The following is an 11689-nucleotide window of genomic DNA, read 5'->3' as shown; positions in this document are numbered from 1 at the left end:
TGGCGGTCAGTTCAATTCATTCTTCTGGAGGATCGTGGTATCGCAACCACCGACAACAAAGGCAATCGTCGCAACCTGGAAATCCGTGTGCCACGGGTACGTGTTATTGGTGCCGAAGCCGAACAGCTCGGCATTCTGACCCGCGACGAGGCGCTGGCGCTGGCGCAGGAAGCTGGCATGGATCTGGTCGAGATCCAGCCGAACGGCGATCCGCCGGTCTGCCGCATCATGGACTACGGCAAGTTCAAGTTCGAAGCGCAGAAGAAGGCACAGGCCGCCAAGAAGAAGCAGAAGCAGGTCGAGATCAAGGAAGTGAAGTTCCGTCCGGTCACGGACGTGGGCGACTACCAGATCAAGCTGCGCAACATGCTTCGCTTCCTCGAGGAAGGCGACAAGGTCAAGGTCACCATCCGCTTCCGCGGCCGCGAGATGTCGCATCAGGATCTGGGCCAGAATCTGGCCAAGAAGATCCAGGAAGACGTCGGCGAGAATGGCCAGATCGAGTCCTTTCCGCGTCTGGAAGGCCGTCAGATGGTCATGATGATCGGTCCGAAGAAAAAGTCCTGAGGCTTTCGGCGGCCGCCGGCCGCCGTTTTCATCATCGGATGATTTGGCAAGCGGCGACTGGCATGTCGCCGCGTTTGCCCGTACAATTCGCGGTTCGACCCGCCGGATGGGTCGTGCACCGATCGTGGCAGGACGGAAAGTGTGGCCGGATTCCCAAGGACTCCGAGGCACCGCCAGATCAGTCAGAAACCGGGACGCCCACTCCAACAGGCGTTCTCACACAAGGAAATAGTTATGCCCAAGATCAAGACCAACCGGGCGGCGGCGAAGCGTTTTCGCAAGACCGCGTCGGGCAAGATCAAGTGCGGCCACGCCTTCAAGTCACACATCCTGACCAAGAAGTCGACCAAGCGTAAGCGCGGTCTGCGTGCACCGAATCATCTCAAGGCGTGTGACACCAAAGGTGTAGCGCGCATGTTGCCGTACTTGTAAGACGAGGAGATAAACCATGGCTCGTGTAAAGCGTGGCGTTACCGCCCGTCGTCGTCACAAAAAAGTTATCGGTCGTGCCAAGGGCTATTACAACGCCCGCCGCAAGGTCTTCCGCGTTGCCAATCAGGCCGTCATCAAGGCCGGTCAGTACGCCTATATCGGCCGCAAGCAGCGCAAGCGTCAGTTCCGCGCGCTGTGGATTGTCCGTATCAATGCGGCAGCACGCATGTTCGGTCTTTCCTATAGCCGCTTGATCAATGGCCTGCTGCTTGCCGGTATCGAAGTCGACCGCAAGGTGCTGGCCGATATCGCGGTGCATGACATCAAGGCATTCGAAGTGATCGCTGAGAAGGCCAAGGCCAGCATCGCCGAGAAAGCGAAGGCCACTAAGGCCGCTTGATCGTCGGGCGCTTCGGCGCCAGTGCGATGTGATTGAAAGCAAGCGGGGAAGAGGCGAAAACCTCTTCCCCCTTTCGTTTCTGGAATACGGTTTTTACGGAACGCGGCGTTTGTTGAAGATGCGTTTTTAAGGAACCTGGTTGGGGAATTCGCGGATCCGCTCAGTGGATCTATTTACTAGGCAACACCGGAGTCGCATTGATGGACGACCTGGAAAGCCGCGCCACGCAGGCGCTGGCAGAAATCGACAAGTCCGACACGCTGGAGTCGCTTGATGCGTTGCGCGTTAGCCTGCTCGGCAAGAGCGGCATTGTCACTGCCGCATTGAAAGCACTGGGCGCGCTGGCGCCCGACGCACGCAAGGCGCGTGGCGCCGAAGTGAACACAGTCAAGGATCGTCTCGCTGAGGCATTGGCCGCACGTAAGCAGGCGCTGGAACAGGCCGAGCTCGATCGCCGCCTGGCGTCGGAGAAGCTTGACATCAGCCTGCCGGGTCGCGACGGCGAGCGCGGTGGCATTCATCCGATCACGCGCGCGCTGGAGCGCATCGCGTCGATCTTTTCGCGGTTGGGCTACCAGCGCGCCGACGGTCCGGAGATCGAGGACGACTGGCACAATTTCGAGGCGCTGAATTTTCCGCCGCATCATCCCGCGCGCGCCATGCACGACACCTTTTACTTCGGTGACGGCCGGCTGCTGCGCACGCATACCTCGCCGGTGCAGATCCGGTCCATGAAGGATAAACAGCCACCGATCCGCATCATTGCGCCGGGCAAGGTCTATCGCAGCGACTCGGATCAGACCCACTCGCCGATGTTTCATCAGATCGAAGGTCTGCTGATCGACGAAACCTCCAGCTTCGCCGATCTGAAAGGTACCCTGGCCGAATTCATTCGCGCGTTTTTCGAGCGCGACTTCGAGATGCGTTTTCGTCCGAGCTACTTCCCGTTTACCGAGCCGTCGGCCGAAGTCGACATCCGTTGGGACGCCCAAGACGGCAGCACGCGCTGGCTCGAAGTGCTGGGCTGCGGCATGGTGCATCCGAACGTGCTGAAAAACTGCGGCATCGATCCGGAGCGCTATACCGGCTTTGCTTTCGGTCTGGGCGTGGAGCGCTTCGCCATGCTGCGCTACGGCGTTTCCGATCTGCGCGCGTTCTTCGAGAACGATCTGCGCTTTCTCAAGCAGTTTGCTTAAGACGCAAGGGACGAGCGCAGAGGGGCGAGTAGCGAGAGCGTGGTTCATGCTGTTGCCAAAAGGCTGGAAGTGCCGCCCTCGCTACTCGTCCCTCGTCCCGCTTTTCGAACACAGTGAGCATCTATGAAATTCTCCGAAAACTGGCTGCGTGAACTCGTCGAGATAAAGGCCGATCGCGCCGAGTTGGCGCACGCGCTGACCATGGCCGGGCTCGAGGTGGAGGAGCTGACCACGCTTGGCGAACATCTCGATGGCGTGGTGGTGGCGGAAATTATTTCGGCCGAAAAGCATCCCGAAGCGGATCGGCTGCAGGTATGCAAGGTCGACGCGGGCTTGGCCGAACCGCTGCAGATTGTCTGCGGCGCGCCCAACGCACGCGTCGGCATCAAGGTGCCGCTGGCCAAGGTCGGGGCCAATCTTCCCAACGGTATCGCGATCAAGGCGGCCAAGCTGCGTGGCGTGGAATCGTTCGGCATGCTTTGTTCGGCCAAGGAACTGGCAATTGATACCGATGCCTCCGGCTTGCTCGAGCTTCCGCTTGACGCGCCGGTGGGCCAGCCACTGGCGGCTTATCTCGGCCTGCCTGACGCCAGCTTCGAACTGAAGCTCACCCCGAATCGTCCCGACTGCCTCGGCCTGGTTGGCCTGGCGCACGATGTGGCCGCCTTGTTTGGCAGCCGAGTGAAAGTCGCCGAGCAGGTGCCCGCCGCGGTAACGACCGACACGCATCGGGGCATTCGTCTCGACGCCGGCAAGGACGCGCCGCGCTACCTGGGCCGTATCGTTGAAGGCATCGACCCGACGGCGCGCAGTCCGCTCTGGTTGGCCGAGCGCTTGCGCCGTTCCGGTCTGCGCTCCATCAGCGCAGTGGTCGACATCACCGCGTACGTGATGCTGGAACTGGGTCAGCCGATGCACGCCTTCGACAACGACAAGCTGCACGGCGATATCGTGGTACGTCACGCGCACGCGGGCGAAACGCTGAAGCTGCTCGACGGCAGTGAAGCCAAGCTCGATGACACGTTTGTGCTGATCGCCGACGAGAAAAACGCGCTCGCGGTGGCCGGCGTGATGGGCGGCTTCGATTCGCGGGTTACCGATGCCACGCACAACGTCTTTCTCGAGTCGGCGCACTTTGTCCCCGCCGCCATCATGGGCCGCGCGCGCAAGCTGGGTTTGCATACCGATGCGTCGCATCGCTTCGAGCGCGGCGTCGATCCCGAGCTGCCGCGGCGTGCGCTGGAGCGCGCCACCGAGCTGCTGCTGTCGATCGCTGGCGGCAAGGCCGGTCCAGTCCTGGTGGCCGAGAATCTCGCCGATCTACCGGCACCGGTGCCGGTCACGCTGCGCCGCGCACGTCTCCAGCGTGTGCTCGGCGTCGAAGTGGCCGACGCCGAGGTCGCGCGCATCTTCACCGCGCTGGGCATGCAGGTGGAATCGAGCGGGGAAGGTTGGCGCATCACCGCGCCCAGCAGCCGTTTCGATATCGAGCGCGAGGAAGATCTGATCGAAGAGGTCGCGCGCATCTTCGGCTACGACAATATCCCCACGCATACGCCCGCCGGTGCGCTGGTGCTGGCGATCGAGCCGGAGGCGCGCATCAACGAACTGGCCCTGCGCGAGCAGTTGGCCGCGCGCGGCTACTACGAGGCGGTGAACCTTTCCTTTGTCGCGGCGGACCTGCTGACGCGCTGGGGTTTCACCGAGCGCCTCGTGCCGCTGGCCAATCCGCTCTCGGCGGATCTGGCGATCATGCGGCCCTCGCTGTTGCCGGGCTTGATCGAAGCGCTGCGGCACAATCGTGCACGCCAGCAGGATCGCGTTCGTCTGTTCGAAGTGGCCAGCGTGTTTGCGGCGGGCAATCCACCGGTCGAAACGCCGAGCGTGGCCATCGTCGCGTGCGGCAGCGCGCGCGAAGAGCAGTGGGGTGAGCCATCGCGCATGCTCGACTTCCATGACATCAAGGGCGATCTCGATGCGCTGATCGCCTGGGGCGGCGAGCCGTCGCGCTGGTCGGTGCATGCAGATAGCTTGCCGCCCTGGCTGCATCCGGGCCGCGCTGCGCGGGTCGCGCGCGACGGGCAGACAGTGGGTTATCTCGGAGCATTGCACCCCCAGTTGGCCAAGGTGCTCGATCTGGGCGCCGACGTTCACGTGCTGGAACTGGCCTTGGAGCCGGTGCTCGCCCGACGCCTGCCGAGTGCCCAGCCGGTATCGCGATTTCCTACGGTGCGTCGGGATATCGCCATGGACCTGCCGGAGGAGATCAGCTGGTCGCAAATCGAGCAAACTGTGCGTGCAACCCTCGTTACACGGCTGAAGCAGCTGCTGCTGTTCGACCGTTACAGCGGTAAAGGCGTCGAAGCGGGCCGAAAAAGCCTCGCTATGGGCTTGATTTTACAGGACGCTTCACGCACCCTTACTGACGACGACGCGGACCGTTGCGTACGGGAAGCAATTGCTGCGTTGGAGCAAACATGCAAGGCAAAGTTACGAGGATGACATGGCGCTGACCAAGGCGGAAATGGCCGAGCGGCTATTCCTCGAAGTGGGCCTCAACAAGCGTGAGGCGAAAGAATTCGTGGATGCGTACTTCGAAGAAGTGCGTGGGGCATTGGAAAACGGGGAGCAGGTCAAACTGTCCGGTTTCGGCAATTTCGATCTGCGGTTGAAAAACCAGCGGCCTGGACGTAATCCTAAAACCGGTGAGGAGATTCCCATCTCTGCCCGGCGCGTGGTGACGTTCCGTCCAGGGCAAAAACTCAAGGTAAGAGTGGAAGGGTATGCTGGATCAAGGGAATAACACCGAACTACCTGCCATACCGGCCAAGCGCTACTTCACCATCGGTGAGGTCGGCGAATTGTGCGGTGTGAAGCCTCATGTGCTGCGCTACTGGGAGCAGGAATTTCCTGCGCTCAATCCGGTCAAGCGCCGCGGCAACCGTCGTTACTATCAGCGTCACGATGTGCTGATGATCCGGCAAATCCGGTCGCTGTTGTACGACGAGGGTTTCACCATCACCGGCGCGCGCGCGCGTCTGGAAGGCCCGCAGGCGCGTATGGAGGCCAGCATCTCGCATCAGATCGTGCGTCAGGTGCGCATGGAATTGGAAGAAGTGCTGACGCTGCTGCGTCGCTGAGCCAGCGCGCGCTGCGTTTTTGCTTCCGGGATGTACCTGTGTGCTGTTAGAATGGCCGACTTGAATGCAGTCGGGGCGTAGCGCAGCCTGGTAGCGCATCTGCCTGGGGGGCAGAGGGTCGTGGGTTCGAATCCCGCCGCCCCGACCAATTCAGTGAAATAAGAAAAGCGCCCTTCCGGGCGCTTTTTTGTTGGTCCGAAAAGGCGCAGGGAGCCGGTCAACGTCTGTCATTTGGAATGCCTCCGGGCGTGCCGTAGGACGTAAGGTCGTCCACACGATTCTTTATCGGCGCCATCACGCTGTCAAGGCTACGTTGCATAGAACGAGGCGCAACGTTTGTAGTGTGCCTCCGCTTAAAGGAGTAACTGATGCACAAGATTCCTACGGGTACCTGGGTCGTGGTCGCCGATGGCACTCACGCCCGCTTATTTCACAATATCGGTAAAGGCGATGCGCTGCGGCTGAAGCAGGAAGACATCGTGAAGTTTGAAGTGGTCGATGAACAAGGGCAGGGTCCATCGGGACATCGTCCGCCGGAGGAGAGTCCCGAGCAGAACGACGAGGCAACCTTTGCCAAGCAGCTTGTGCATCGCCTGAACGCCGCGGCGTTGAAGCAGGAATTCGAGCACCTTTTCCTGATCGCCGATCCCAAGACGCTGGGCGAAATCCGGCCGCAGTTGCACATGGAAACAACTAAGCGCATCACGGGCGAGCTGGCCAAGACACTGACCAATTCCACCCTCGAAGACATCGAGAAAATCCTGCAGGCCCACGATTGATCGAGATGCGATCAGTCGATGATTTCGGGTCAAAACGATGGCGATGCACTCTATCGATATAGACCCAGCCAATGTGGCAAGCAATAAAAAAGCGCATAAGGGCGCTTTTTTATTGCACTTGCGAGCAAACAGGACAGTCGATGAAGAGGTGATGGATATTCAAGCGATCGAGCCAGGCTGACGCCAATGGCTGATGCTTTAGAGTTTCCAATGCGTCGTTGACGACTGCCGGATAGCGAATATCTACCGCGTCAATAAAGAACCCGACTGCGCAAAGTCCCCGGTATCGCCGCCAGCTGGCTTTTCAGGGCGGTGGCCTGGGCCTCGTCGGCAGTCACGTCGATCACGACGTAGCCGACTTCGCTGTCGGTCTGCAGGAACTGGGCGTCCACATTCATGTTGCCGTTGGAGAACAGCTCGTTGATGCGCGCGAGCATGCCCGGCACGTTGCGGTGGATATGCAGCAGGCGGTAGCTGTTGGGGTGCTCAGGCAGAGTGACTTCGGGGAAATTCACCGCCGACAGCGTCGAGCCGTTGTCGCTGTAGCGGATCAGCTTGCTGGCCACTTCGATGCCGATATTGTCCTGCGCTTCCAGCGTGCTGCCGCCGATATGCGGAGTGAGGATGACGTTGTCCATGCCGACCAACGGCGAGACGAAGGCGTCGTCGTTGCCCTTGGGCTCGACTGGGAATACGTCGACCGCCGCACCGGCCAGATGACCGGCACGCAGTGCTTCGGCCAGGGCGTCGATATCCACCACGGTGCCGCGCGAGGCGTTGATCAGCATCGCGCCCTCGTGCATTTTCGCCAGCTGCTCGGCGCCGATCATCATCTGCGTGGCCGGCGTTTCCGGCACGTGCAGGGTCACCACGTCGGCGCGTTCCAGCAGCTCGTCCAGGCTGTGTACGGCGCGCGCGTTGCCCAGCGAGAGCTTCGCTTCGATGTCGTAGAAGATCACCCGCATGCCCAGCCCTTCGGCCAGCACGCCGACCTGGGTGCCGATGTGGCCGTAGCCGACGATGCCCAGCACCTTGTCGCGCGTTTCGAAGCTGCCGGCGGCCGACTTGGTCCAGCCGCCTCGATGGCACAGCGCGTTCTTCTGCGGGATGCCACGCAGCAGCATGATCGCCTCGGCGATCACCAGTTCGGCCACGCTGCGCGTGTTGGAGTAGGGCGCATTGAACACCGGAATACCGAGCTTGCGCGCCGCGCCCAGATCCACCTGGTTGGTGCCGATGCAGAAGCAGCCGACCGCGATCAGTCGCTTGGCGTGCGCCAGCACGTCGTCGGTGAGCTGGGTGCGCGAACGGATGCCCACGATATGCGCATCGGCGATGCGCTGCTTGAGCTCGGCATCGGGCAGCGATTTGCTGTGCAACTCGACCTGGCTGTAGCCGGCTCGGTGGAAAACCTCGACACCGCTGGCGCTGACGCCTTCCAGCAGCAGCACCTTGATGTCTTGGCGGGGATACGAGGTTTCCATGACGAGCTTCCACACAAATGATGGCCCTTACTATGCCAGAGCGAGACAGGCTGTGTGGCAATGCAGCACTGGACGCGATGGCGCACGGCTGGCAGGCTTCGTTGGCCCCCCTGGAGCCCTGTATGTCGACCCACCCGCTCGCCGAACTGCGTCAACGACTGCCCGAATTGCGCGTGCTCACCGAGCCGGGCGATCTAGAGCATTACGGTCGCGACTGGACCCGCCGCTGGACGCCCGCGCCGCTGGCGATCGCACTGCCGGCGAGTATCGACGAGGTGCAGGCCATCGTGCGCTGGGCGAACGATTCGAATATCGCGCTGGTGCCGTCTGGTGGACGTACCGGCCTGTCCGGCGGCGCGGTGGCGGCCAACGGCGAACTGGTGTTGAGCCTGGAGCGGATGAATCGCGTGCTCGACTTCAACGCCGTCGATCGCACGCTGACCGTGCAGCCAGGCATTACGCTGCAGGCGGTGCACGACGCGTCGGCCGAACACGGCCTGCTCTATCCGGTCGATTTCGCGGCGCGCGGTTCGTGTTCGATCGGCGGGAACATCGCCACCAACGCCGGCGGCATTCGGGTGATCCGCTACGGCAACACGCGCGAGTGGATCGCCTCGCTGAAGGTGGTTGCCGGCAACGGCGAGCTGATCGAGTTCAACCGTGGCCTGATCAAGAACTCCAGCGGCTACGATTTTCGCCAGCTGATGATCGGCTCGGAGGGCACGCTGGGCATCGTGGTCGAGGCCACGCTGAAGCTCACCGATCGGCCGCTGCCGTCGCAGGTCATGCTGCTGGCGCTGCCTGACATGGATGCGCTGATGCAGGTGTTTGCGCTGTTCCGCGCGCAGCTGTCGCTGCAGGCGTTCGAGTTTTTTACCGATCGTGCATTGCATCACGTGCTGGCGCACGGGGCGCAGCGCGCGATCGAAGGCGAGCACCCGTATTACGTGGTTACCCAGTTCGACGCGGTCGACGAAAACACGCAGGAGCTCGCGCTGGCGACCTTCGAGCAGGCGGTGGAAAAAGGCTGGGTCAGCGACGGCGTGCTGGCGCAGAGCGACGCGCAGGCCGCGGCGTTGTGGCGATTGCGCGAAGGCATTACCGAAAGCTTGGCGCCGCATCGGCCTTACAAGAACGACGTGTCGGTAAAGGTCAGCACCGTGCCGGCGTTTCTGCACGAGATGCAGGCGCTGCTGGCGCACGAGTATCCGCATATCGAGGTGGTCTGGTTCGGTCACATCGGCGACGGCAATCTGCACATCAACGTGCTGCGGCCGGACGATCTGGATGAGGACGCGTTTATCGCGCAGTGCGAGCACGTCACCAAGCTGCTGGCCGCCACGCTGAAGAATCACGGCGGCAGCATCTCGGCCGAGCACGGCATCGGCCTGGTCAAGCGCGCGTATCTGGAAAGCACGCGCGACGCGGCTGAGATTCTGCTGATGAAAGGGGTGCGCAAGGTGTTCGATCCGCGCGGCATACTCAACCCCGGCAAGCTGTTTACCGACGGGTGAAATCGGCTCGACAGCGCTTGCGTGGTAGCCTTGGACGCTGAGTTTGCACGCCTCCTGGAGTCATCATGCCGTCGACCCTGCGTTCGCTTTATCCCGAGATCGAGCCCTTCAACAGTGGCACGCTGGCAGTCTCGCCGCTGCACACGCTGTACTACGAAGAGAACGGCAATCCGAACGGCAAGCCGGTGGTGTTTCTTCATGGCGGTCCCGGCGGCGGCACCAATCCGAAGTGCCGGCGCTTCTTCGACCCGGCGATCTATCGCATTGTGCTGTTCGATCAGCGCGGCTGCGGCAAATCCACGCCGCACGCGGAGCTCACTGACAACACCACCTGGGATCTGGTCGCCGACATTGAGCGCATACGCACGCACCTGTCGATCGATCGCTGGCAGGTGTTCGGCGGCTCATGGGGTTCGACCCTGGCGCTGGCCTATGCACAAACGCATCCGGACAAGGTGACCGAGCTCGTGCTGCGCGGCATTTTTCTGCTGCGTCGATCCGAGCTGGAGTGGTTTTATCAGCAAGGCTGCAATTCGCTGTATGCCGACGCCTGGGAAACCTATCGCGACGCGATTCCCGAAGTGGAACGCGCCGACATGATGAGCGCGTATTACCGCCGCCTCACCAGTCCGGATGCGGCAACCCGCGTGGCTGCCGCGCGCGCCTGGTCGGTATGGGAAGGTGCGACCAGTTTTCTGTGGCAGGACCGCACGCACATCGCGTCCAGCGGGGAGGACGAGTTTGCGCTGGCGTTCGCCCGCATCGAGTGCCATTACTTCGTCAACGGCGGCTTCCTCGAGCATGACGATCAGCTGCTGCGCAACGTCGAGCGCATTCGCCATATTCCCGCCGTTATCGTGCAGGGTCGCTACGACGTGGTCTGCCCGATGCGCAGCGCATGGGATCTGCATCGCGCCTGGCCCGAAGCGGATCTGAAGATCGTGCAGGATGCGGGTCATTCGGCGTTCGAGCCGGGCATCATGCATGAGTTGCTGGAGGCGACGGATCGCTTTGGTCGCTAAGGTTTTGTTGTGTTTTGCCTTCCTTCATCGGCGTTTCGAATAAAAAACAGAGCTTTCGTCCTCCTGCGGAAGGCGAGTAACTTTTCTCTGATGGCTAGAGAAAAGTCACCACTGCGCCGCAGGAGCGGCGCGAGCAGCGAAGCTGGCCAGAAGGGCGAAGGGCGAAGGGCAGGATGCCCGGAGTAAAAGAGAGGCCACCCCACTTGGCGCTTGCCGGGCTTCGCTCGGCAAGTCCGTGAATTGAAGCCGGGCTTTTCGACAGCACGTCCGTGTGCTGGCGAAAAGGAATCGGCATCGTGCCGATTCCCCTAGCGGGCCTATCGTCTCCAATTCACCGCCACATTGGGGGGTGAACAGCGGCGCGCTTCCGGCGTAACCGCAAGAGACGCACCTACCGTTTACCCTGAGAGCAGGTCCGTTGTGCCGAAGTCGAAGCGCACCTCTCGAAATCGATAAACGCGTAATGCGTGATGGACGTCTATTCGATGTCAGGCCAATTTCAATCGTTCGACGGCAGTTGTTTCGTTCCGAAAATCTTGTCGCCGGCGTCGCCCAGGCCCGGCAAGATATAGCCGTTTTCGTTGAGGTGATCGTCGATGGCGGCGGTGTAGATCTCGATGTCGGGGTGTGCGGCTTCGATGTTTCTTAGGCCTTCGGGCGCGGCGACCAGGAAGATGCCTTTGATCCGTTTGCAGCCGGCCGCCTTGAGCATGTCGACGGTGGCGATCAGGGTGCCGGCGGTAGCTAGCATCGGGTCGACGATCAGGGCGATGCGTTCGTCCATGCGGCCACTGAGCTTTTCATAGTAGGTGACCGGTTGCAGGGTGTGTTCATCCCGCTGCAGTCCGACCACGCTGACCTTGGCCGACGGAATCATGTCGAGCACGCCGGGCAGCATGCCCAGGCCTGCGCGCAGGATCGGCACGATGGTGATCTTCTTGCCCTTGATGCGCTGCACCGGCACGGGATCGCCCGCCCAGCCGGCGATGGATTCCTCGACGGTTTCCAGGTCGGCGGTAGCTTCATAAGTGAGCAAGGCGGCGACTTCACCGGCCAGTTCGCGAAACTCCTTAGTGCTGATCCCGGCGCGGCGCATAAGGCCGAGCTTGTGTCGGATCAGCGGATGACGGACTTCAACAATTTTCATGCGCGATG

Annotated in this window: 12 protein-coding genes and 1 tRNA gene; 11 read left to right on the top strand and 2 right to left on the bottom strand. The window is 61.7% G+C overall.

From position 1 onward, the window contains the following. The first annotated feature begins 39 nt into the window (after positions 1-39). The 9 genes from infC to HDE76_RS09440 all read left to right on the top strand — a co-directional run bounded on the left by infC (position 40) and on the right by HDE76_RS09440 (position 6514). On the top strand, positions 40-567 hold the full coding sequence (gene infC, locus HDE76_RS09480; RefSeq protein WP_343205698.1) for a translation initiation factor IF-3: 528 nt from the start codon (positions 40-42) through the stop codon (positions 565-567). A 234-nt stretch (positions 568-801) separates the two neighbouring features. Beyond that, entirely contained in the window at positions 802-999 is a 198-nt protein-coding gene (rpmI, locus tag HDE76_RS09475; protein ID WP_077445148.1) for a 50S ribosomal protein L35, read from the top strand. Positions 1000-1015: 16 nt separating this feature from the next. Further along, complete coding sequence (gene rplT, locus HDE76_RS09470; RefSeq protein ID WP_179479405.1) at positions 1016-1399, top strand: 50S ribosomal protein L20; 384 nt, start codon at positions 1016-1018, stop codon at positions 1397-1399. A gap of 200 nt (positions 1400-1599) precedes the next feature. After that, complete coding sequence (gene pheS, locus HDE76_RS09465) at positions 1600-2595, top strand: phenylalanine--tRNA ligase subunit alpha (RefSeq protein ID WP_179479407.1); 996 nt, start codon at positions 1600-1602, stop codon at positions 2593-2595. Positions 2596-2718: 123 nt separating this feature from the next. After that, positions 2719-5097: a phenylalanine--tRNA ligase subunit beta gene (pheT, locus tag HDE76_RS09460; protein WP_179479409.1), complete on the top strand. Its 2379-nt coding sequence runs from the start codon at positions 2719-2721 to the stop codon at positions 5095-5097. Between the two features lies 1 nt (position 5098). Continuing rightward, positions 5099-5398, top strand: coding sequence for an integration host factor subunit alpha (gene ihfA / locus HDE76_RS09455; protein ID WP_179479411.1), 300 nt, complete (start codon positions 5099-5101; stop codon positions 5396-5398). After that, positions 5379-5735 carry a MerR family transcriptional regulator gene (locus HDE76_RS09450; RefSeq protein ID WP_056386704.1) on the top strand — a complete coding sequence of 119 codons (357 nt, stop codon included), beginning with the start codon at positions 5379-5381 and terminating at the stop codon, positions 5733-5735. Before ihfA ends, HDE76_RS09450 begins: the two co-directional genes overlap by 20 nt. A 71-nt stretch (positions 5736-5806) precedes the next feature. Then, positions 5807-5883, top strand: a tRNA-Pro gene (locus HDE76_RS09445). Between the two features lie 217 nt (positions 5884-6100). After that, entirely contained in the window at positions 6101-6514 is a 414-nt protein-coding gene (locus HDE76_RS09440) for a host attachment family protein (RefSeq protein ID WP_179479756.1), read from the top strand. Between the two features lie 251 nt (positions 6515-6765). Here the strand turns inward: HDE76_RS09440 and serA are convergent, their stop codons facing one another. Continuing rightward, positions 6766-7998: a phosphoglycerate dehydrogenase gene (gene serA, locus HDE76_RS09435; RefSeq protein WP_179479413.1), complete on the bottom strand. Its 1233-nt coding sequence runs from the start codon at positions 7996-7998 to the stop codon at positions 6766-6768. Positions 7999-8120: 122 nt separating this feature from the next. Here serA and HDE76_RS09430 point away from each other — a divergent pair, with 122 nt between their 5' ends. Together HDE76_RS09430 and pip are read left to right on the top strand one after the other, a co-directional pair. Then, on the top strand, positions 8121-9512 hold the full coding sequence (locus tag HDE76_RS09430; RefSeq protein ID WP_184506975.1) for an FAD-binding oxidoreductase: 1392 nt from the start codon (positions 8121-8123) through the stop codon (positions 9510-9512). Positions 9513-9589: 77 nt separating this feature from the next. Next, a complete protein-coding gene (pip, locus tag HDE76_RS09425; protein WP_221262396.1) occupies positions 9590-10534 on the top strand; it encodes a prolyl aminopeptidase in 945 nt (314 codons plus the stop codon). Positions 10535-11033: 499 nt separating this feature from the next. Here pip and upp read toward each other — a convergent pair whose 3' ends face one another. Beyond that, a complete protein-coding gene (upp, locus tag HDE76_RS09420; RefSeq protein WP_179479758.1) occupies positions 11034-11681 on the bottom strand; it encodes a uracil phosphoribosyltransferase in 648 nt (215 codons plus the stop codon). Positions 11682-11689: the final 8 nt, after the last annotated feature.

Origin of the sequence: Rhodanobacter sp. ANJX3 (assembly GCF_014200755.1) — a bacterium.
In the GTDB taxonomy this organism is placed as follows: Bacteria; Pseudomonadota; Gammaproteobacteria; order Xanthomonadales; family Rhodanobacteraceae; genus Rhodanobacter.
The sequence above is the reverse complement of the archived record's forward strand: the minus strand, read 5'-3'. Positions and strand labels throughout refer to the sequence as shown.

What these genes read in the sequence shown, in the direction of transcription:
- pheS (WP_179479407.1), top strand. Translation starts at nt 1,600, where the DNA reads ATGGACGACCTGGAAAGCCGCGCCACGCAGGCGCTGGCAGAAATCGAC.
- upp (WP_179479758.1), bottom strand. Translation starts at nt 11,681, where the DNA reads ATGAAAATTGTTGAAGTCCGTCATCCGCTGATCCGACACAAGCTCGGC.
- serA (WP_179479413.1), bottom strand. Translation starts at nt 7,998, where the DNA reads ATGGAAACCTCGTATCCCCGCCAAGACATCAAGGTGCTGCTGCTGGAA.
- rpmI (WP_077445148.1), top strand. Translation starts at nt 802, where the DNA reads ATGCCCAAGATCAAGACCAACCGGGCGGCGGCGAAGCGTTTTCGCAAG.
- pheT (WP_179479409.1), top strand. Translation starts at nt 2,719, where the DNA reads ATGAAATTCTCCGAAAACTGGCTGCGTGAACTCGTCGAGATAAAGGCC.
- rplT (WP_179479405.1), top strand. Translation starts at nt 1,016, where the DNA reads ATGGCTCGTGTAAAGCGTGGCGTTACCGCCCGTCGTCGTCACAAAAAA.
- ihfA (WP_179479411.1), top strand. Translation starts at nt 5,099, where the DNA reads ATGGCGCTGACCAAGGCGGAAATGGCCGAGCGGCTATTCCTCGAAGTG.
- HDE76_RS09430 (WP_184506975.1), top strand. Translation starts at nt 8,121, where the DNA reads ATGTCGACCCACCCGCTCGCCGAACTGCGTCAACGACTGCCCGAATTG.
- HDE76_RS09450 (WP_056386704.1), top strand. Translation starts at nt 5,379, where the DNA reads ATGCTGGATCAAGGGAATAACACCGAACTACCTGCCATACCGGCCAAG.